A 21,715-nucleotide genomic window follows, 5' to 3' on the forward strand; every position below is an offset into this window, starting at 1 on the left:
CAGTGACTGTGCTGATTGCAGGAGCTGGCATCGCAGGCCTGACGATGGGTCTGACCTTGCACCAAATTGGTATTCCGTTTCGCATTTATGAAAAAGTAAAGCGACCACAGCCGCTTGGCGTGGGCATCAACTTGCAACCCCCGGCAGTGCGGGAATTATTCGACCTGGGGCTCGAACCGCTGTTGGACCGGGTCGGTATTCAGACTCGCGATTACGGCTTCTATACTAGGACCGGTGTCGAGATCTGGACCGAACCACGCGGTCGATTTGCAGGCTATAAATGGCCTCAATATTCGGTTCACCGTGGTCATCTTCAAATGCAATTGCTGGAGGAGGTGCTGCAACGCTGCGGTGAAGCGTCTGTTGCGTTTGGATGTGATGTCGAAGGATTTGCGGACAGAGGCGATGGCGCAGAGCTGATCCTGCGCGGCTCCGATGGTCGCGACAGCGTGTTGGGATCCATGGTGGTTGCAGCCGATGGTATCCATTCGGCGGTTCGCGCGCAGATGTACCCAGATCAAGGCCCTCCGGTTTGGGGCGGTGGGATCATGTGGCGCGGCACAACGATTGCGAAACCCTTCCTGTCCGGTGCCTCGATGATTCTGGCGGGGAATGACACGCAGCGCTTTGTGTCCTATCCGATTTCGCAGCCAAACCCGGATGATGGCAGGACCGTTATCAACTGGATCGCAGAAATGCGGGTCGACCCAAGCTCGACAATCGAGAAAGAGGACTGGAACCGCCGGGTTGACCCTGCCCGTTTTGCAGATGACTTCACCGATTGGGATTTCGACTGGATCGATATTCCCGCGTTGATCGCGGAAGCCGAGGCGGTATTTGAGTACCCTATGGTCGATCTTGAGCCTGTGGACACCTGGACCGACGGGGCCGTCACTCTGATCGGTGATGCCGCACATGCCACCTATCCGGTTGGATCAAGCGGTGCGAGCCAGGCCATCATTGACGCGCGCACGCTTGGCGCGGCCATTCAGGATCTGGGCCCTGGTCACGCTGCGGCGCTGAGATATGAGCAAGCCGTGCGCCCGATGGCTAACGCAGTCACCCACGCCAATCGCGGATCTGGCGGCCCGGATGCGATCATGCAGATGGCCGAGGACCGATGCGGTGGCGATTTCTCAAAGCTTGATAATCTATTACCGATGGCCGAGCGTCAGGCCCATGCGGATGGATTCAAACGGCTCGCGCATCTGACTGTAGACGACACCAACGCACAGGTCTCGCTGATCAGGCTTTCCTCAGACAAATAGCGTCAGGCCAATCATGGACACAATCAGGAACAGAATGGTCATGATCCCGCCCGAGCGGATAAAGTCCACAACGCGATAACCCGCAGGCCCCATGATCAGCGCATTCACCTGATGTGTCGGGATCAGGAACGAGTTTGAGGTCGAGATCGCAACCGTCAACGCAAAAACCGCCGGATCACCACCGGATGAAATCGCGATGGATACCGCCAAGGGTACCAGCAGGACCGTGGCACCCACATTTGACATCACAAGCGTAAAGATCGTGGCCAATATTGCCAGTCCCGCCTGGAGCGACCACAAGGGCCAGCCATCCAGCAGCGACAGGATCTTTTCGGCGATCCAGGCAGCTGTACCGGTGTTTTGCACCGCCATACCCAACGGGATCAGCGAGGCCAAAAGGAAAACGGTACTCCAACTGACAGCTTCATAGGCTTCGTCAATGGACAGCACGCGCGACAGGATCATACCGACGGCACCTGTCAGCAACGCAAGCGACAACAACAGGTCTGTGAACAGGATCAGGCACAGCGTCAACAAGAAGAACCCAAGCGCCCAGTTCACTTTGTGCGGGCGCAGTTCTTCTTGCGGAAAGTCTGAGGTCACGACCACGAAATCCTGATCTGATTTCAAACGCGTCAATCGTTCCCATTGGACATGAACCACCAGAGTGTCACCGGCCTGAAGATTGACTTCGCCGATATGGGTAGCCTCGTGGTCTTCGGTTTCAACATGGCTCAGAGTTCCTTCGCCCCGGTGTATTGCCAGAACCGACAAGCCATGGGTTTGACGCAAGCGTAGCTCGATCGGGGATCGCCCGATGACGCTGGAACCGGGTGGGATAACCACTTCGGCCACGCCAGATTCAGTGGCGGCAAAATCATCGGCAAACACGTCCAGACCGGGCAGGATTTCCAGGCCATAAGGCTCGGCGAATTCGTCATGCAGCACCCGTCGCAGACCCAGAACAGCCAGACGCGCAGGCGCTTCGATTGTGGTATCGGCCATTGGCGCGATGACCTTGTGACCGCGAAAGGAGGTCCCCAGAATATAGATGTGATGCGCCACCATGATATCGGCCAGCGTCTGACCGATCAGGATCGACCCTTCGGGCACGCGCACCTCGAACATATCGGCGCGCAGCCCATAGGTATTCTCGATATAGGTCTGCATCGAACGCGCAGCACCCGCATCCTCGCCTCGCGCCCGTTTACCGGGCAGTATCCATCGGCCCAACAAAACGAAATACAAAACCCCGGTCAGCACCAGCATCACTCCGATGGGTGTGACGGAAAACAAACCAAAAGGCTCCATTTGATGATCTGCGGGCAAGCTGCGATTGGCCGAGATCAGCAGATCATTCAGCAAAATCAACGGGGAAGAGCCGACCATCGTGATCGTCCCGCCAAGGATGGCGCAAAACCCCATCGGCATGGCCAGGCGGCTCATGGGAATTTCAGTGCGTGCCGATATGCGGCTGATGACAGGCAGGAACAACGCGGCAGCGCCAACATTCTGCATGAACGAACTGATGACACCCACGGTGCCCGAGACGATGGGGATGATCCTGGCCTCGGTTGTTCCCCCGCGTTTCAGGATCAGTGCGGCAACCTTCGACATTAGACCGGTTTTGTCCAACCCCGCCCCGATGATCATCACAGCGATGATCGAGATAACCGCGTTTGAGGAGAAGCCTGAGAAAAGCTCGGACCGGCTGGCGAGGCTTTCAAGACCCGGCAGTGTGCTGAGCACGCCCAGGATCACCAGAACCAGGATCGCCGCCAGATCAATGCGAATTATTTCCGAAACAAAGAGAAATACGGTCAATGCCAGCAGTCCAAGGACCACCGTCATTTCGAAAGTCAGTATTGTTGTTTCCATCGTCTATCCTTGAGCACAAGTCTAGCGAGGGTTTCCAATTCCGCATAGGGCCAATCCAACAGTTTTGCTTTGCCAGTTCCCAAATTCGAGGCAAAGATATGTGCGCAGTCAAAGAGGGTAGCGTTCTGATAGATATGCGCTTTTACGCATCGTAAAGACCCTACCAAACTGGACAGAGCTCAAAACACTGCCTTTGGCGATGTCACTGAAACTCGAAGTGGCGACCCGATACAAATCTGTACTCTGGCATCTTCGTTCAACTCCGCTGTGTGTTCACGTGGATGGCATAGAGGCTGGTGGTTGCTGTGATGAACAAGTGCGTGTTCCTTGGGCCGCCAAATTCAAGGTTGGATACAACCTCGGGCACAAAAATCCGTCCAAGCAGTTTTCCATCTTGATCGAAACACTGCACGCTATCAGCAGAGGAAATCCAGACGTTTCCATGGCAATCGACACGCAAGCCATCCGGTATACCCGGTTTAATTTCAGCGAATACGGCGCGCTCAGAGAGCGTATTGTCTGCGGTCACATCGCAAACATAGACGGTTGAGGGGACCGAACGATCATGACTGGCACCGGAGTCAGCGATATACAAACGCGTCTCATCTGGAGAAAAAGCAAGCCCGTTAGGCTGCGCAAAGGAGTCGATGACTGCTTTTGTCGATCCGGTCGTTTGATCAAAGCAAAAAACGGATCTGGCAGCTTGTTCCGGGACAGCGCGTTTGCCTTCGTAATTGCCCATGATCCCATAGGTCGGGTCGGTGAACCAAATGGTGTCGTCTGCTTTGACGACAACGTCGTTCGGAGAGTTCAGAGGTTTTTCACCATATTTGTCGGCCAGGGTCTCAATCGATCCGTCGTGGTTGGTTCGGGTTACGCTGCGTGTCCCATGCTGGCAGGTAATCAACCTCCCTTCGGCATCTAGTGTGTTGCCATTGGCAAATCCCGAATTTTCGCGAAAGACTGTGATCTGCCCATCCGGTGTCCAACGATGAATCCTTTGGTTAGGAATGTCGGAGAAATACAAGCATTGATGAGCGGGGACCCATACCGGGCCTTCGGTCCACATATGACCGCTGGACAGTTGCATGAGTTGGACGTTGTGAAGGATCAAATCCAGGAAACGAGAGTCGACGATGTCATATTCGGCCTTCATGCTGCGTACTTTCGTTTACTTGCAAAGACTACAACCATCATGATGATTACTCCGGTAAGGATCAGTCGCGCACCAGCCCCAAATCCATAACTGTTCAGCATTGAGACCAACAGGAACATAAACAGGGCTGCCCCACAAACGCCGGGCACATTTGAATTGCCACCCGCGATGGAACTGCCGCCGATCACGACCACAGCGATTGAGGTCAACATGTACTCGGCCCCCATATTCAGGTTTGCTCCACCCGAGAAATTCGCCAGCAGAAACCCAGAAAGTGATGCAAGGATGGCCGATGCAACATAAACGCCAAAGCGCACACCATTGACCGGTACTCCGCTAAGTTGCGCAGCTCGCATGTTCTGGCCAGTGGCCAGAATCCAGCGCCCCACAATTGCGCGTTCAAGTACGATCCAAGCAACCACAGCAACACCGATTGCAACCAGTGCAAGGTTCGGGATCACCAGTCCACCCGTTGCAAAATCAGCCAATGGTTCAGGCGGCTTGATCCGCAGCCCCCGGTTGGACCAGATGGCCAGGGACTGAAATAGGAAAGACGAAGACAGCGTCGCGATAATCGGCGGGATACGCAAAAGCAGGATCAGACCGAAATTGAAGATGCCACAGGCTGTTCCAGTTCCCAGTGCGATCAAAAGCCCCGGCAGCATAAGGCTTGTATTGGTATCCATGAACTTGAGCGCCAGTGTCGCCGCCAGTGTCATGGTGGCGGGAATGGACAGATCAACATTGCCGGGGCCCAGCGTGATCACAAACATCTGCCCAACACCCACAATGACGGCAAAGGACGCAAAGGTCAGCGCCGCGAAGAAAAGCGACCCGCCGCCCTGCCCGCCCGAGACGATCATCGTTGCGCCAAAGGCCGCAAGTGCCGCCAAATAAGACCAGATCCACGGTTTTTGACTCAAGCCAGACATCAGCGTTCCTCCCGGCGGGACACCAGCAGCCGCACTGCCAAAACAAGAATGAGGATCGCCCCCTGTGCTCCGATCTGCCAATCGGGCGACAGGCGCAGGAAGGAAAGAAAACTTGCGGCAAGCGTCAGCGTCAAAGCACCGATCACGGCTCCGATCGGTGAGACCCGTCCACCGGTGAACTCACCCCCACCCAAGATAACGCCGGCAATCGAAAGCAAAGTATAGCGCAAGGCGATGTTGGCATCCGCAGATGTCGTCAGCCCCACCAAAGCCATTCCGGCCAAGGCACCAAAAAGACCAGCGATCCCGTAGGCTGTCGCCTTGAGTTTTACAATCGACCACCCGGCACGTTCCAAAGCGCGCTCGTTCCCACCGACGCCTTGCAGCACAACTCCAAAAGACGAACGCTTTACGAAAAGATGCGTCACAAGAGCGATCAAGGTGGCAGCGATGATTGCCATAGGCACCAGAGGCGGTTTGGATTTCATCAATGTCTGCAACCATTCTGGCGATGCACCGCCAGGTGACGGCAAAATCAGAACGGCAAGGCCGGACCAAACAAAGGACATCCCCAATGTCACGACAATCGCAGGCAAACCCCGGGCATGGATCACAGCCCCGATGGCAGAATAAGCCAGGATCGCAATGGCAAGAATGGAATAGCCCAACAGCGGCGTGTCATGGACAAAGGTTGCCGTGACACAGGCGCAGAAACTGACAAATGTGCCGATCGACAGGTCGATATCGTTGACCATGATGATCATCATCTGCGCAATAGTCGCCAAAGCGACCGGTATCGCGAGGTTGAAGAGCAGGTTCAGGCCGAAATAGCTCATCGTTCGGGGCTGCAGATAGAACACCGCGGCCAACAAAACGGCCAGTGACAGCACTGGCAGCAGGATACGAAGTTGATCCCGTGTCACGCAGTGGCCTCCTGTAACTCAAACGAAGCGCGCAGCAGGTTTTCCTCGGTGATCATGTCACCTGTCAGCTCGGCCGAAATCTCACCATCGCGAAAAACATAGACCCGGTCGCATTCCAGCACTTCTTCTGTTTCAGTCGAATACCAAAGAAAGCTGCGCCCAGTGTCAGCCTCGGCACGGATCATGGAATAGACCTCTTTCTTGGTGCCGATATCGACGCCGCGCATCGGGTCATCCATGATCACTATCGGCGCCGACGAAGCCAGAGCTTTGGCAAAGAGCACTTTCTGCTGGTTGCCGCCAGACAGCGACAGGATCGGGTCCAGCGGGTTATTGGCCTTGATTTTGATCCGCTCTTTCCAAGTTTCATAGAGCCTGTCTTCTTCGCTGCGATTGACCAAACCGTTTTGGCTGAACTCGCGCAGCGTCATCAGGCTGAGGTTCTTCAGGATCGACCACAAAGGCATCACACCATCACGGGTACGGTCACCCGCGACAAAGGCCACTTCGGGGGTCTTAGTACTGCGCCAGACGGAAGCACGAGACATGTAGAACCGTGCCAGTGCCTCGGCCTGCCCGTGCCCGGCAAGCCCGGCAAGGCCCACAATCTCGCCTGCGTGAACCGTCATGCCATTGTTGAGCCTGGCAACTTCTTCTCCAACCGCCCGGCGTTGCCTTGCACTTTGCGTACGACCTGAGGTTTCGACAACATGGCCCATGGCATCGACCAAGCTGTCGCGGGTAAAGGCATTGGCCTGTTTGTCCTGCGTCACGCGACCGTCTTTCATCACCAGAATTCGCGTGGCCACCTCAAAGATTTCGCCCAACAGATGCGAGATAAAGATAATCGTGCCGCCTGCCGCACAGAATTTTTTGATATGGCTCAGCAATTGCTGCGCGATGGCGGCATCCAGTGACGATGTCGGCTCGTCCAGGATCACCAATGCCGGTTCAGTATCTCGCTCGGCGAAAGCAATGGCGATTTCAACCATCTGCCGTTCCGCAATGCTGAGATCGCCGACAACTGCATCAGCCGATATCCCGTGATCCGGGAAAACTTCGTCCAACGCCGCCAGCACCATGCGCCGCGCTTCCCGGCGCCACGCCTTGCGCGGTATGTTGCGATACGGGATGCGCAGGTTCTCCAAGACGGTAAGATTTGGGCAGAGAGACAGTTCCTGGAATACACTCCTGATACCGGCTTCCTGCGCACCAGTGGCCGCGTCGGATTGACCGCCGTGGCCGGAATACCGAACTTTACCCTGGGTTGGAGTGAGGCGCCCGTTGATCACATTGACCAACGTGGACTTGCCCGCCCCGTTATGTCCGACAAGGCCGACGCATTCACCCGGCCAAAGTTCAAATCGCGCATCGACCAATGCGTGCACAGGTCCGAACGACATATGTACGCCGTCAAGCGATACAACCGGCGCCACTGCGGCGCCGGGTCTTGTGTTGAGGTCTGTCAAAATATGCCCTCGGGACTATTGGCTGGCGTCGATGACGGCCTTCGCGTCTTCGAGAGAATACTCCACATTGGCAACAGAGCCGACCGGTGTCGTTTCAAGCGCGGCTTCCAATCCGTCCTGTTCGATGGTCAGGAACGGAACTGTCAGATCTTTCGGAACATCGGCACCATCCAGGATCTGTTGTGCCACCCAAAAGGCCAATGTGCTAACCCCAGGTGCGATGGAGAGCGACGTTGTCTCATACCCGTTTGCGGCCTTCTGCTCGGCCCACCAGGCAAGTTCGTCCTGACGGTTGCCCATCACGATGGTGGGTGTCGGACGATTGGCTGCAGCAATCGCCTGCGCAGCGCCATATCCGTCGCCGCCCTGTGTCACAACCGCCGTCAACTCGGGCAAGCTGGGCAGAATGCCAGCCACAGCTTTCTGCGCGACATCTTGTGCCCAGTCACCGTGAACCGACCCAACGATCTCAAAATTGGTGTTCGCGACCTCTTCGTGAATGCCTGCGCTGATTTCATCGTCGACAAAAACCCCGGCCAGGCCACGGATTTCCAGCAGGTTGCCGCCGTCAGGATAGCGTTCGGCCAGGTATTTCACCTGATTTCGACCCATTTGCTTGAAATCCACCGCGATGCGCCATGCACAGGGTTCAGTGACGATCCCGTCAAAGGATACAACCGTGATACCTGCATCGCAGGCCTCTTTCACGGCACCGTTGATCGCGGTTGGCGATGCAGCGTTCAGAACGATCGCATCATAACCCTGCAAGATCATGTTTTGTATCTGGGCCGCTTGTTCAGTGGCTTGGTTTTCAGACGTGGTAAACGCATCCGCAGCCTTCACAACCCCATCGGCCACCGCAGCGCCGGTGACTTTGGACCAGCTTTCCAGCATAGCCTGACGCCAACTGTTGCCCGCATAGTTATTGGAAAGCGCAATACTCTTTCCCGATGTATCAGCCGCAACGGGCAAAGCTGTGGTCATCGCCAAGGCAGCTGTAACCGTAAACAGTTTGGCAATCGTCTTCATCATGTTCCTCCCATGTGCGGTCGAAGCCGCAGAAATTCTTCCTAACGCCTCCTCGCGTCAGGCCAAAGCTAGCGGCAATCGCCCGCCAGCATCAGGGTAGCAGTCGCAGGTCAATTGCGGTTTCCCGCAAAACCCATGAGGTGAAACGCAAGACCCGGGGTAAGCTTTCGTCTAAGCTTGGTATCAGGAGGAGAATGCATGTGTCCGAGCTTGAGTATTTCCTACGCATTTCGAACCACCTTGCAGGTGAGGTCGACATTCAATCTGCGTTGCGGGCGGTCAAGGCCGAGATCGACAAGATTATCACCGTAGACCATCTGGACATTTGTCTGATGGACGAGGCCAATCGCACCAATCGTTCCTATGAAGTGGGTTTGAGCACGTTCTGGAGCACCAGACGGACGTTGGTGTCTCGGTCTCCGGTCCGCGATGTACTGCTGGGAAAGACAGACTCGATGCTATCGGGGGATGCCACCAAGGATTCTCGTTACATTTTTCCAGGTGCAATAAGCGGGCCGATTACTCAACACGGGTTGCGAAGCCGTATCAATGTCGCGATGAAAGTCCTCGGTCGCACTGTTGGTGCGCTGAATTGTTCGTCGCGCCAGGTTGACTATTACACCGAAGAAAATCTGCAAAAGGTCAAGATCCTGGCTGATATCCTGGCACCCTATTTCTTTGCTTTGCGATCTTCGGAAGATGCCCGGCGGCAGGCTGTCAGACGCGCCCGCGCAGAAAGCAAACAAGAAGGATTAAGGGTTGGGGCCTTGCGCCTTACCCACGCGCTCGAAGCTGAAAGACAGCGCATCGGTATGGATCTGCATGATCAGACTCTGGCCGAACTTACGCGGCTGGCGCGCCGTCTTACACCTGAAATGACCGAATCTGAAACAGCGGACCTGCGCAGCGACATGCACGCATGCATCCAGCATCTGCGCGAGATTATAGACAGTTCGATCCCCTCTATTCTGGAATTGTTTGGTTTCGAAGAAGCGGTGCGGTCGCATTTCGAAAGCGCTGGCGGCGCGGTGGCTGGTCTTACTTTCCAGTATGAGGATCAAACCAATGGCGAGATTGACAAGCTGCGCGATACGGTGAGAACAGCGCTTTTCCGGATATCGCAAGAAGCGATCAATAACACATTGCGACACGCCCAAGCCTCCCAAATCAACGTTCTTGTCAGCCAATCACCCGAAGGCACTTTGGCTATGACCATTCGCGACAACGGATCGTTTAAAGCGCGTGTTGACGCTCGTTTGGGAGGGATTAACCATATGCAGACGCGTGCTCAGCTCATCGGAGCGTCATTTGAAGTCAAAGATAAAGACGGAACCGAAATTGGAATTCGTCTTGAGCCGGAAATTCTGTCGGAGTTGAGACATGCACATTCTTTTGGTTGAAGACGACAAAATGCACCTCGCGTATTTGCGCGACCAAATCACTGCGACATTCGGTTCATCTGCCCGCGTGGACGTTGCCCAGGACGGTCGCGAAGCCGAGACGCTGGCGCGTGCAGAACAAATACCCGCGGTCGTGATGGATCTTCGGATGAAGGATCGCAGCGGCATCGACGCGGCGCGCGTTATCTGGGGCGAACGTCCCGATACGCGCGTGCTGTTTTGGTCGAACTATTCGGATGAAGCCTATCTGCGCGGCATTTCGCGGATCGTACCGGACGCGGCGGCCTATGGCTATGTGCTCAAGACCGCGTCGTCAGAACGTCTGGCACTTGCCTTGCGAGCTGTGCTTTTCGAAGGACAGGTGATGATCGACCGCGAGGTTCACTCGCTCCAAAGCTCACAAATACGGTCTCCTGACGCGTTGACAGAAGTCGAGCATGCCATCCTTCTGGATGTCGCCATCGGCCTGCCGGACAAGGCCATCGCAGAAAGACGCGGGCTATCATTGCGCACCGTACAGAATAGGCTCACGACGCTATACGAAAAGCTGGGCGAAGATCCTGATAGCGATTGCGGGATTGGTTTGAATAAACGAATGCGCACAGTCACGAATGCCCTGATCCGTAAGCTGATCAATTCCGAGATTCTCGAAGAGGCCGACCGTGACTTGCAACTTTGGATGAGCCGTCAACGCGCAAAGTAAAGACTGCGCCATCCGGCCAAAAAAGGGGTTTGGTCGAAGACCAATCGCCAACAACTGCTTGCTGGTCAAATCAGGTAAGCAACCGGAAAACAGGCATTAACTGCGAAAACACCGCTATTGTTCGCGCCACAAGCTTTGGCTCGGTTGCAAAACCGGGCGTCTGGGTGTCATTCCACACGCTAAATCCCTTCCGCCGCAGAGCGTCTTTATTAGGGTGATCTTTTTCAAAACCTGCAGGAACTCGTTGCAGCTCGGGCTCACCCACCCTGAAACCTTCATTGTGCATCCGGTCAGTAAGCTGGATCAGCTTAGCCCCTTTTGGCCCAGCCATCGCTTTACGAAACTCGGCCAGCGCCTGTCTTTCATATTGAAAAACTCCACAGCCAAGAGACAGTTTTTCAGGTGAAAGGCCAAAAAACCACATCGGCGGTTGAGCCGCAGTTTCTTCAGGCTTGAAAGCGATATGCAGATGCGCGTTATAGGGTGTCTTGTCTTTGGAGAACCGGACATCGCGATAGATTCGAAAGATCTTGCTGCTGTGCGGACGTCCAGTCAGCTCTTGCAACGCTGCGCACATGTCTGCAGCAAAGTCCTGACCGGGACCCTTTATTTGGGCCTCGTAAACGGCCTTGTGCGATGTAAACCATTCTTTGTTGTTGTTGGCCTTCAGATCCTTAAGAAAGACAAGCGCTTCAGGCTTGAAACTGTCAAATCGTGTCATCTAAAACTCCATTCAACTCTTAGCCGGAAGCGCGGCGGCATGACCTAGACAAAGCTCTAGCCATCGGTCGAGCGAGGGACCGTCACATTCGGCGGCGTTTACGGTCACGAAACCCCCAAGTTTGCGGCCCCCGTGGATCACCGGTTGGGCGCTTACGTCCTGCAAAGCCAAGCTTTCATTCGCTTTGCCAACTCGAAACATGAACCGGCCAACACCATCCTTATGCAACCGTGCACCACACAACATGTTACCGTTCAAAAAGAAGCACTGACCACCCATCATCTGTTTTTCCGAGATACCCGCATACGTGGCCAAAGCGTCACGTATGCGAGCGTTGAGAGCTTGATCAACAGGCATCAGCCGGCCACGACAAGATGCCAGAGGATGGCCAGTGCCAGAACCAGCATGGTGAGTGTAGTTAGCGCCGCACCGACCGCCCGCCCCTTCCCATCTGGTGCAGAGCGCAGACTGAAATAGTGGATCAGGCGGGCAAGCAACAAAGCCCCACCACAAAGCCAGACCAGCCAGGGGGCGGTTCCGACAATTTCGGCTCCGGCAAGCGCCAGCAACGCAAGCGGGACATATTCGACAAAATTTCCATGCGCACGCATCAGCCTGAGCAGGTCATCATCCGCACCATGCAGCAGGAGTATCCCGGTTTTACTGCGGCGCACACCAACGGCAAGCGCCATTGGAATACTCATCAACACAAAAACTGCGGTGAATCCCAATGCGATTTGGGGAAGCTGTTCCATCTGATCGCTCCTCTTCTGCGCTATGCCTGTGAAGCCATGCTTTCATAAGTAATCAGTGCGAACCGGGCACCTTGCGGGTCGGTCAGCGTGGCCATCCGCCCGACGCCGGGCATATCCATTGCCGGCTGAACCACCGTGGCCCCTTTGGCCTTGGCCGTATCAACACTTGCGTCCACATCGGCCACAGTGAAAAAGATCGTCCAGCTGCCCTGGTCCTCGGGCATCGGAGAAAACCCTCCAATCGCCGTCTCACCCACTACGGCTGCGGAATAGCTGGATCCGTCCTGCATCGGCATATCGTTGATCGTCCACCCCAGGACATCACGATAGAAGGACTTCGCCTTGTTCTGATCGGGGCCGGAATGTCCGATCCAACCTGAGTTGCCGACTGCAGTCATTTCAAGAATACTCATGGGTATCTCCCTTGGTTGCGCCCGCCACATGCGGGTCTGATCCAAGGACGCGCGAGCCGAAAGCCGACCTACATCTCATCCAACATTTTTTGGCTGATCCTGATTTTGTTTTTAACCACAACACGTTCCGGTTCAGTTGGCGCAAGTGTCAACACCGTCTCAAAGGCGTCAATGGCCGCCCGCTGATCACCCGTTTCCTGCAACAACCCACCCCGCATCGCATGAAACCATCGATAACCGGACAGGTCATGCTTCAAAGCCTCAAGCGCCTCAAGCGCATGGTGAGGACCGTGGATTTTGGCTTGTGCAGCGATCTGATTAAGCCGGACCACCGGTGTTGGCTGTAGTGCATAGAGCGCCGCGTAGTGGCTTTCGATCAGCGTCCAGTCGGTGTCCACGGGTGACCTTGCACGGGCATGCGCCGCAGCGATTGTCGCCTGAATGACATAAATCCCATGATGACCGGTCCTTTGCGCTTTTTGCAGCAATCCCATGGCTTCGGCGATGTTGGCGCCATCCCACAAGTTTCGATCCTGATCATCAAGTGCGACAAGCTTTCCCGCCTCGTCTATCCGCGCATCTCGCCGCGCATGCTGAAGCAACAACAAGGACAACAAAGCCGCTTGCTCGCCCATGGCCGGAAATAGGTCCACAAGCAAGCGGGCCAGCCGGATCGATTCTTCGCACAGGGTCAGTTTCATCTGCGTTGGGCCCGCCGAGGTCGACCAGCCTTCGTTGAACATCAGGTAGATCATCAACGACACTTCACCCAGCCGCGTCCCGCGCTCGGCTGGGCTTGGAGTTTCAAAAGCAACCCGGTTGCTCAGAATTTTCTTTTTGGCCCGCGTGATCCGCTGCTCCATCGTTTTGGGTTTGACCAAAAAGCCTCGCGCGATTTCTTCCACGCTCAGGCCCGCAACAACGCGTAACGCTATGGCAATCTGATCCCTCCGTTCCAGTTCGGGGTGACAGCAGATGAACAGCAAGCGCAAGACATCATCTCGCAACTCGTCCGGATCGGGTGTTTCTGCGGGCATTGGCTGAAATTCCTCGGTATGGCGCGACAGGATCTCTGCGCGCCGCCGGGATTTGCGCAAACGATCCAAACCAGCGTTCCGCGCCGTTGTCAGAAGCCAAGCCAACGGATCACGAGGCGCACCATCCTGCGACCAGACCGTCAGGGCCTTTACACAGGCATCGGCAAAAGCCTCTTCGGCCAGATCTATATCCCGGAACACCCGCGTCAGAGCCGCGATCGCGCGGGGGCGTTGTTGGACGAATGTGGCCTCAAGCCAGTCCGACATTTGCTATTCCGAAGAAATGGCGCCACCTGCCCAGGCGACAGGGCGCACCTCAAGCCGCGCAACCGGAGAAGAGATCATCTTTGCATATTCCAACGCCTCATCAAGATCCTTGAATTCAGCGGCATAGAAGCCAAGAAAGCTCTCTTTCGTCTCGGAAAACGGGCCGTCCGTGATCAGGGGCGCCGCACCTGTGTTCCCCGCTGCTTCGACCATCACAGCCGAAGTCGGCGGCATCAGCTTGATCGAAACAAACTCTCCCCGCTGCGCCAAAACCTCCTGTAGCGCGGTATGCCCACTAAGCACCTCGTCCTGACGCTCTTTTGGAAGAGCTTCAAACACACCGGCTTCGCCATAAATCGTGATCGCGAATATCATTCTAACCTCCTTAACTGTTGGTACACTGCAAGGACGCTCCGAATCCTGCAAATCCGACATCAGACGATATTTATTTGTCTACGCCACGCTGTAGGGGTCCATGTCATACAGCACCCAACAGCGCAGCAAAGAACTACTCGAAGCTTGAAAACGTTATCGAATAGCCGGAAAAGCAAGGCATCAAACTCACGAACTGCGACTGAGCCGCTCTTTGACGAAATCTTCAGCCGTTTCCAGAATGTCGTTCTCTAACCTGCGCGCGGCGGGGGACAAGACCGCACCAGCTTTGCGCAAGATGTGAATCTGCCGTTTGGCAGTCTCATCTGCGAGCGGGCGAAAAACCAAATTCCACTGCACCGCTGAAATCGCTGCAAGTTCAGGTAGGATTGTGATGCCAATCCCGGCTCGAACAATCCCAAGGATAGAGGTAATATTATGAGCAGAAAACAGCGACCTGGCGTGAAGCTCCGCCGCTTCTTTGGCAGGGATAATTTCTGAAAGACTGTTTGCAATTAAGTTCTGCGACCTCAATGCGTCCCAACCTATGGGACTCGTGGTGTTAGCCAGCGGATGGTCGACCGGTAACAGCACACCAAACCTGTCAGTAAGCAAAACCTGACCATGCAGGCCGGGAACATTGGCCCCCAAAGTGGCAATGCCGATATCGATGCGATCACGAAGCAGCTCGTGTCGAACCGACTTCGAATCCATGTCTCTCAGATCAATCCTAACATTTTGGTAGCCCCCGATATTTCTGGCAAACGCTCGAGGGATTATCGTCGCAGCTATGGAAGGAACCGTGGCTATTTTTACCTGTCCAATTTTCGAATTTGCAAAATTCTCGATGGCGCGTACCGTGCTATCAAAGTGCAGTAATTCCTTTTCCGCTTGCTCGAACACAAACTCTCCCAGCGCGGTGAGCTTGTTCTTTCGATCTGTCTCAAACAGCGGTTCTCCTAGATGCGTTTCGAACTGCTTCAGCATCATTGAAAGGGCTGAAGGTGTCCGTTTCAGTGTCATGGCTGCGTCGGTCAGGTTTCCATGGCGAGCAACTGCGACAAAGCCGCGAAGCATTTCTATTTTGAGTGTCATCTCGGCGGATTTCAGATTTGTTGAAATTTTCTTCAATAATTTTAGTTTGATTGACGCCCCAATTGGAGTCCATACCCCAACAAACGATTTTTTGTGGGGAAACAGCCGTGGCTGACGTTCAAAAGAACCTAATAGCTGGTGAATGGGTCATCGGTGACAGTGTCATCGAAAACCGTAACCCTTCCGATCTGACCGATCTGATTGGTGTTTTTGCGCAGGCTAACACGGATCAATTGCAAAAGACCTTGGATCAGGCCCGCATCACCCAGCAAGAATGGGCAGCCTATGGGCTGGAGCGTAAGCAATCCGTTCTGAACGCTATCGGTAATGAGATGATGGCCCGAGCCGAAGAGCTGGGCACCTTGCTCAGCCGCGAAGAAGGCAAACCATTAGCCGAAGGAAAAGGCGAAGTTTTCCGCGCGGGGCAGTTCTTTACCTACTATGCCGCCGAGTGCCTGCGTCAGATCGGCGAGAACGCCGATTCCGTGCGACCCGATATCGAGGTAGATGTGCGCCGCGAAGCCGTGGGTGTTGTCGCGATCATCAGTCCGTGGAATTTCCCGACTGCGACCGCCTCTTGGAAGATTGCCCCTGCGCTATGTTACGGCAACGCGGTAGTCTGGAAGCCTGCCAATATCACACCAGCCTCAGCTGTGGCCTTGACCGAGATCATCGAGAAGCAGGACATCCCAAAAGGTTTGTTCAGCCTCGTCATGGGTTCAGGCGGTTCGGTCGGACAGCGTCTGGTCGAGAGCCCCAAAGTAGACGCGATTTCCTTCACCGGGTCTGTCCCGGTCGGAAAGGGAATTGCCACCGCTGCCATTCAGAACCTGACGAAAGTGCAGATGGAGATGGGCTCCAAAAACGCTTTGGCCGTCATGGATGACGCCGATCTGGATCTGGCGGTGTCACTGGCCTTGGGTGGCGCGTTTGGCGGCACTGGTCAGAAATGCACTGCGTCGTCCCGCCTTGTTGTGCATGATCGCATTCACGATGCGTTTGTCGAGAAACTGGTGGCAGGTGCTCAAGCCATGAAAGTAGGCCACGCGCTGGAAGAAGGTACGCAAATGGGTCCCGTCGTCAGCCAGCAGCAGTTGGCTGAGAACCTGGCTTATGTCGATCTGGGCAAGTCCGAAGGCGCAGAACTGGCTTGTGGAGGTGTTCGTCTGGATATGCCTCACGAAGGTTTCTATATGTCGCCAGGCGTGTTCCTGAACACCGACAACGCAATGCGCATCAACCGAGAAGAAATGTTTGCACCGCTGACCAGCGTAATCAGGGTCGGCAGTTATGACGAGGCGCTGAGCGTCGTCAACGACACCAACTTTGGCCTGACCTCGGGCATTGTGACCAAGTCATTGGCCCGTGCCACGCACTTCCGCCGTAACGCGCGTACCGGTGTTGTCACCGTGAACCTGCCCACGGCAGGCACGGATTATCACGTGCCGTTCGGCGGTCGCGGCGACAGCTCTTACGGGCCGCGGGAACAGGGTAAAGCCGCTGCTGAATTCTACACGACCGTCAAGACTGCCTATATCAGCGCGGGACCTGTTTGATGCTGATCGACGGGCTGCAATATGCAAACTGGTCTGAAAAGATCTTTCGGCAATTGCGCCAGGGGGACGTCGACGCGATCCATGTCACGATCTCGTATCACGAGAATTTCCGCGAGACGGTTCTGAATTTCGAGAAGTGGAATCGCTGGTTCGAACAATATCCGGACCTGATCATGAAAGGCCGCTGGGCCAGCGATATCGATATCGCGCGGGAAACCAGTCGGACGGCTGTGTTCTTCGGGTTCCAGAACCCGTCCCCGATCGAAGATGATATCGGCTTGGTTGAAGTCCTGCATGATCTGGGTGCGCGATTTATGCAACTGACCTATAACAACCAGTCCCTGCTGGCGACCGGATGCTATGAAGCCGATGACACAGGCATCACACGAATGGGCAAACAGGTCATTAAAGAGATGAACCGCGTCGGCCTGGTGGTCGATATGAGCCACTCCGCAGACCGCTCTACAATTGATGCTGCCGAGCTTTCCGAGCGACCAATCGCGATTACCCATGCCAACCCATATGACTGGGCCCCGGCCTTGCGCAACAAACGCCATGACGTAATCCAGGCGGTCACGGAAAAGGGTGGGATGCTGGGCTTTTCGGTCTATCCTCATCACCTGAAGGATAAATCCGCCTGCACCGTGGAAAGCTTTTGTGAAATGGTCGCTCGTACTGCCGAAAAATATGGTGTCCAGCATCTGGGGATCGGCACGGACCTGTGTCAGGATCAGCCAGACAGCGTCGTCGAATGGATGCGTGTCGGTCGCTGGACCAAAGAAATAGACTATGGTGAAGGCTCGGCCTCGGCACCCGGTTTCCCACCGATGCCTAACTGGTTCAAAGACAATCGCGACTTTGGCAACATCGCTGCTGGCTTGCGTGCAACGGGCATGAACGACACAGAAGTCGCCGGGATAATGGGCGCGAACTGGTATCGTTTCTTCGAGCACAGTTTCAAGCCAAGCTCCTGACCAAGGACCAACGATACATTTGAATACCGATTGGAGAGAATGGTAACCGAACTGAAGAGGCAAGACCGAATGGCAGACGTTTCCCGCCGTGATCCGAACATCGTAATGCGCCTGGCCCGGCTTGGCTCGATGCATCAGTCACGTCTTTCATTCATGCGAATCCTGACCCGGCGCTTGGCTCGGGAAAACTGGCGGTTTGAAAGGGCAGCGTTCGACATTGACTCGACGGGTGTTGGGCACGCGATCTATACCGCCCACGGGCCCGATCGGTCTTATTCGCTGATTGCCTATGCACATGATTTACCGCCGGAGAAGCGATCCGATAGAGTGATCGCAGAAGCATGGGATGCAACTTTTACATTATTTGATGGCGTTCCAACCGCCGAAGATATTGAACGTCTTTCGCACAATATTCCTGTGCAGGAGGCCGGACGCGTATCTGAAACCGAGCTGTCCGTTTCTCGAGCCAATAGATCCGTTCGCCTTTGGGAGCATGTGGTCAACGTATTAGCCGAAGGTCGCCAACCGTCGTACGAAAAAATAGCTGCGGTGGGCTATTTGATGCGTACCACCGCTGTCTATGGATCAGGCAAACTGGGAGCCGCCGACCGGGAAATGATTGCAGACCGACCCGAGTTTCGCGCTCCGTTCCAGGTCGAAATGCTGTCGGTCTATCTCACGCGTTGGTTCGTAGTTGATTTGGTGCAGCACATGGCCAAAGCGCGGGCGGCATTGAGCGGCACACAAGCCGCTGAATTGGATGCGGGAATCGCGCGTTCAATAGGCATCGGCAATTCAACCGGATTGGGTATGGCACCGTTCTTGCTAAACCATCCGCGACTATTCAATAACTGGATAACCGCGCGTGAAGACGCCATACAGGCTGTGCGCAATGTCCAATGGGCACGGGACGAAGAGATAGCGCAGTTCCATGACATCCTGCTCCGCAATATCCAACTTATTGAATCGTGGCAGTCTCAGCACCCAGTTCAAATGGAAAAGCTAGCGGTGCTCGGCAAGGACATCGCTTTGGTAAAGGGCTATCTGTCGCGCACCGACCTCAGCATGAAACAGCCTTGGGACGCGTTGTATTCCTGGTCAGAAGAAGCCTTGTCGCTGGAGGGGCAAGAATGGATCGCCTCACTGATTCTGGAACCCTACGGAGCTTTGGTCGATAAATTCGCCAAAGCCATGGCTTCAGATGACGAGCCTGTTGCCCTCATTGCCGGCGCGACGCAAATCGGAAGCCTTCGCGCCGTTTTGGAGGATGTCTACCGTTGGGCCATTGATACGGATTGGACGGTTCCGACCAACATGGCCCGCGCTTGGTACATTTCGGAGGAAAAGCAAGAACCTCGTCTGGGCCAACGATTTGAAGAACCAATCGAAGAGTATGAACAGCCTTTGGCGCCCGGTCGCGATGCTGCAGTGCTCTATCAAGCGTTGACGCATTGGCCCGACGAAGTGGAAGTGGCCGATTTCTTGCTAGAGAATCCGGAACACCGGCATACCTTGCGTCGCATTCAAGTTGCAGGGTCCTCACCCTATGCGGAAATTCGCGACAATACGATCTCTAACAGCATGTTGCCCATCGACATGCTACGCTGCAAACTTTCCTTTTTCGGCGCGACCAAATTCGACCCGCGGTCGGATCGATGGGTTCGCATTTGCATGTATGGAAACGCCCCGCTTCCCTATGAGCTCTCGCAAGCAAACGCCGACTTTTGGGTTTTTCCAAGCTCGACCGAGACGACTGCATGAGCCATTCGCTGAACGAAATCGAAACCATGAGCAAACGTGCCGCGCGTGGTGCGGGTCTGCCATGGGGTTTGGCTGAAGAGGCTGGTAAAACCACACGCTGGCTGTCCGCCTATGGCTTTCCGGGTGTTAACCTGTTGGTCGATCTGCTTGAGATGCACGACGCGCTTCCAATTCTTGATGTATCTCCTGTCTCGCTGGAGGCGGAAACTTGGTCTGCACCGATTGGCCGGATGAGCCCCCTGATCGCGAATGCCTCGGTGAGCGACTGTGCGGCCCGCCTTTTATCTCGCGGGACGATCACCCTCGAAAATGTCGACCTTCCATTGCTGGCAGTGCCATCCATCGGTGCGGTCGCGTCAACTCTTGGGGTCTCGGTTGTAGTCGAGTGGCAGAATGCTCGGCTAGTGGCAGATGGATCAGCGATTTGTGTAGAAGGCGACCCCAAGGCGCTGGAAGCGCGCCACGCGGCCAAGATGGTGTTTTCAATACCCGCCGAGTTGAAGCATCGACAAGAGCCAATGCTAAGGGCTCGTTTGTCCGATAGAAGCTGGAGCAAGCTCAGCGCATTCGCCCATCGAACCTACGCGCCTGCTACCGAAGAAAGCCGACAGCTCGGTGCGGGTAGCAGCCGGAACGACAACGACTGACAACGCGCTCCTCCCATAAAAGAAACAAAACGATGAACAGGAAACAACCATGATTGCCACTGAAACCCTGTCTCTGTCCGAAATCGAAGATTTGGCCTTTCAAGCGCTTGTCAAAGCGGGAACGTCCGAGGAAAACGCGCGCCCGCTTGCAGTTGCGACGGCAATGACCGAGGCAGATGGCGTCGCCTCTCACGGTCTTGCTTATATCCCGATCTACGCGCAGCATGTTGAGTGCGGCAAAGTAGACGGGTTGGCCGAACCCTTGATATCACGTCCACGCCCCGCTGTGGTCGCAGTAGACGCAGCGACCGGTTTTGCCCATCGCGCAATAGATTTGGGTTTTGAAAGCTTGATCCCACTGGCACGCGAACAAGGGGTGGCCGTATTGGCAATCAACAATTCCTACAATTGCGGAGTTCTGGGCATTCACACCCAACGCATCGCTCAAGCCGGCTTGATGGGTATCGGGTTCACAAATGCTCCTGCATCCATCGCTCCTTCGGGCGGCGCCAAGCCCGTATTAGGAACAAACCCAATTTCGATTTCTGTTCCTGACGCAGATGGCAATCCGGCTTTGTTGATTGACCAGTCCGCCAGCACAATCGCAAAAAGCGAAGTCATGAAACACGCGCGTGAGGGCAAACCGGTGCCAGAAGGTTGGGTCCTGGATGTAGAAGGTCAGCCCACCACAGATGCTGCGACTGGATTAAAGGGTTCTATGGTGCCGTCTGGTGGCTACAAGGGTGTCGGAATCGCATTGACCGTCGAGCTGATGGCTGCGGCTATGACTGGTGCAAATCTAGGCTCTGTCGCCAGCCCATTCTCGGGCACCGAAGGCGGCCCACCGAAAACCGGTCAGTTTTTCATTGCAATTGACCCGCAGGCTACATCGGGCGGTCTATTTCAAGAAAGGTTATCGGATTTGATTGGCTCGTTTCGTGCTCAAGACGGTGCGCGACTGCCAGGCGATTGGCGCCGAAAGTGTCGCGAACGCGCGTCGACCGAAGGTGTTGCGGTGAATTCCGCTATTCTTGAAAAGGTACGCGCGCTGGTCTGACTTTGTTTCAGACAAGCTCTGTCAACGCGTACGCTAGTTGCACAAAAACTTGCGAAAGGCGGTATTCAACTGCCGCCTCTCTGGTCTTTCCCTGGCGCTTAATTCTCGAGTGCAATTTCCTTCAAACGGACCGCGACGCCCCGCGGTCTGAAGACCATAGACGGGATGGATCAAAGGCCGGTCCTGCGCTTCCAATCAAGTCAGAGCACTCGCTTGGGCATGAACGATATCTTGAAGCTTCTGCAAGACGTCGTGCTGAACCGGTTTGAAAGAAAACCGCCGCCCGCTGGTGGAGCGAGACA

At 55.3% G+C, this 21,715-nt stretch carries 21 protein-coding genes; 8 read left to right on the plus strand and 13 right to left on the minus strand.

Features of this window, described 5'->3' with window-relative positions; genetic code table 11:
* Nucleotides 1-2 precede the first annotated feature (2 nt).
* A complete protein-coding gene (locus GOW40_RS12445) occupies nt 3-1,268 on the plus strand; it encodes a flavin-dependent oxidoreductase (protein WP_171103277.1) in 1,266 nt (421 codons plus the stop codon).
* Here the strand turns inward: GOW40_RS12445 and GOW40_RS12450 are convergent.
* From GOW40_RS12450 to GOW40_RS12475, 6 genes are all read right to left on the minus strand, one after another.
* Nucleotides 1,257-3,146, minus strand: coding sequence for an SLC13 family permease (locus GOW40_RS12450; protein WP_171132970.1), 1,890 nt, complete (start codon nt 3,144-3,146; stop codon nt 1,257-1,259). The two genes, GOW40_RS12445 and GOW40_RS12450, sit on opposite strands and share 12 nt — an antisense overlap.
* A 256-nt stretch (nt 3,147-3,402) precedes the next feature.
* Nucleotides 3,403-4,302 carry an SMP-30/gluconolactonase/LRE family protein gene (locus GOW40_RS12455; protein WP_171103273.1) on the minus strand — a complete coding sequence of 300 codons (900 nt, stop codon included), beginning with the start codon at nt 4,300-4,302 and terminating at the stop codon, nt 3,403-3,405.
* The gene (locus tag GOW40_RS12460) at nt 4,299-5,234 is read right to left on the minus strand and encodes an ABC transporter permease (protein WP_171132969.1); all 936 of its coding nucleotides are present in this window, start codon (nt 5,232-5,234) and stop codon (nt 4,299-4,301) included. Before GOW40_RS12460 ends, GOW40_RS12455 begins: the two co-directional genes overlap by 4 nt.
* Complete coding sequence (locus tag GOW40_RS12465) at nt 5,234-6,157, minus strand: ABC transporter permease (protein WP_171103268.1); 924 nt, start codon at nt 6,155-6,157, stop codon at nt 5,234-5,236. The genes GOW40_RS12460 and GOW40_RS12465 overlap by 1 nt, the downstream gene beginning before the upstream one ends.
* Complete coding sequence (locus GOW40_RS12470; RefSeq protein ID WP_171133011.1) at nt 6,154-7,560, minus strand: sugar ABC transporter ATP-binding protein; 1,407 nt, start codon at nt 7,558-7,560, stop codon at nt 6,154-6,156. The genes GOW40_RS12465 and GOW40_RS12470 overlap by 4 nt, the downstream gene beginning before the upstream one ends.
* Before the next feature lie 81 nt (nt 7,561-7,641).
* Entirely contained in the window at nt 7,642-8,655 is a 1,014-nt protein-coding gene (locus GOW40_RS12475) for a substrate-binding domain-containing protein (RefSeq protein ID WP_171103264.1), read from the minus strand.
* A 200-nt stretch (nt 8,656-8,855) separates the two neighbouring features.
* Here GOW40_RS12475 and GOW40_RS12480 point away from each other — a divergent pair, with 200 nt between their 5' ends.
* Together GOW40_RS12480 and GOW40_RS12485 are read left to right on the plus strand one after the other, a co-directional pair.
* On the plus strand, nt 8,856-10,055 hold the full coding sequence (locus tag GOW40_RS12480) for a sensor histidine kinase (RefSeq protein WP_254444422.1): 1,200 nt from the start codon (nt 8,856-8,858) through the stop codon (nt 10,053-10,055).
* A complete protein-coding gene (locus GOW40_RS12485; RefSeq protein ID WP_171103260.1) occupies nt 10,036-10,758 on the plus strand; it encodes a response regulator transcription factor in 723 nt (240 codons plus the stop codon). Before GOW40_RS12480 ends, GOW40_RS12485 begins: the two co-directional genes overlap by 20 nt.
* Before the next feature lie 70 nt (nt 10,759-10,828).
* Here GOW40_RS12485 and GOW40_RS12490 read toward each other — a convergent pair whose 3' ends face one another.
* From GOW40_RS12490 to GOW40_RS12520, 7 genes are all read right to left on the minus strand, one after another.
* A complete protein-coding gene (locus tag GOW40_RS12490; protein ID WP_171103258.1) occupies nt 10,829-11,479 on the minus strand; it encodes a DUF2461 domain-containing protein in 651 nt (216 codons plus the stop codon).
* 12 nt (nt 11,480-11,491) lie between these two features.
* Entirely contained in the window at nt 11,492-11,836 is a 345-nt protein-coding gene (locus GOW40_RS12495; RefSeq protein WP_171132968.1) for a TfoX/Sxy family protein, read from the minus strand.
* A complete protein-coding gene (locus tag GOW40_RS12500) occupies nt 11,836-12,234 on the minus strand; it encodes an MAPEG family protein (protein WP_171103254.1) in 399 nt (132 codons plus the stop codon). Before GOW40_RS12500 ends, GOW40_RS12495 begins: the two co-directional genes overlap by 1 nt.
* 20 nt (nt 12,235-12,254) lie before the next feature.
* Nucleotides 12,255-12,647: a VOC family protein gene (locus GOW40_RS12505; protein ID WP_171103252.1), complete on the minus strand. Its 393-nt coding sequence runs from the start codon at nt 12,645-12,647 to the stop codon at nt 12,255-12,257.
* A gap of 68 nt (nt 12,648-12,715) precedes the next feature.
* Nucleotides 12,716-13,951 (minus strand): RNA polymerase sigma factor, encoded by a 1,236-nt coding sequence (locus GOW40_RS12510; protein ID WP_171103250.1) that lies wholly within the window; start codon nt 13,949-13,951, stop codon nt 12,716-12,718.
* 3 nt (nt 13,952-13,954) lie between these two features.
* Complete coding sequence (locus GOW40_RS12515; RefSeq protein ID WP_171230995.1) at nt 13,955-14,326, minus strand: YciI family protein; 372 nt, start codon at nt 14,324-14,326, stop codon at nt 13,955-13,957.
* A gap of 186 nt (nt 14,327-14,512) precedes the next feature.
* The gene (locus tag GOW40_RS12520; protein WP_171133010.1) at nt 14,513-15,418 is read right to left on the minus strand and encodes a LysR family transcriptional regulator; all 906 of its coding nucleotides are present in this window, start codon (nt 15,416-15,418) and stop codon (nt 14,513-14,515) included.
* Nucleotides 15,419-15,525: 107 nt separating this feature from the next.
* On the opposite strand from GOW40_RS12520, the gene GOW40_RS12525 reads away from it, so the two are divergent.
* The 5 genes from GOW40_RS12525 (at nt 15,526) to GOW40_RS12545 (ending at nt 21,413) form a co-directional block, all read left to right on the plus strand.
* A complete protein-coding gene (locus GOW40_RS12525; protein WP_171103242.1) occupies nt 15,526-16,974 on the plus strand; it encodes an aldehyde dehydrogenase family protein in 1,449 nt (482 codons plus the stop codon).
* The gene (locus GOW40_RS12530) at nt 16,974-17,948 is read left to right on the plus strand and encodes a membrane dipeptidase (RefSeq protein ID WP_171103240.1); all 975 of its coding nucleotides are present in this window, start codon (nt 16,974-16,976) and stop codon (nt 17,946-17,948) included. The genes GOW40_RS12525 and GOW40_RS12530 overlap by 1 nt, the downstream gene beginning before the upstream one ends.
* A 69-nt stretch (nt 17,949-18,017) precedes the next feature.
* On the plus strand, nt 18,018-19,709 hold the full coding sequence (locus GOW40_RS12535) for a hypothetical protein (protein ID WP_171103238.1): 1,692 nt from the start codon (nt 18,018-18,020) through the stop codon (nt 19,707-19,709).
* On the plus strand, nt 19,706-20,356 hold the full coding sequence (locus GOW40_RS12540; protein WP_171103236.1) for a DUF3726 domain-containing protein: 651 nt from the start codon (nt 19,706-19,708) through the stop codon (nt 20,354-20,356). Before GOW40_RS12535 ends, GOW40_RS12540 begins: the two co-directional genes overlap by 4 nt.
* A 49-nt stretch (nt 20,357-20,405) precedes the next feature.
* Complete coding sequence (locus tag GOW40_RS12545; RefSeq protein ID WP_171103235.1) at nt 20,406-21,413, plus strand: Ldh family oxidoreductase; 1,008 nt, start codon at nt 20,406-20,408, stop codon at nt 21,411-21,413.
* The last annotated feature ends 302 nt before the right edge of the window (nt 21,414-21,715 follow it).

Source organism: Ruegeria sp. HKCCA6707 (assembly GCF_013033515.1).
Lineage (GTDB): Bacteria > Pseudomonadota > Alphaproteobacteria > Rhodobacterales > Rhodobacteraceae > Ruegeria.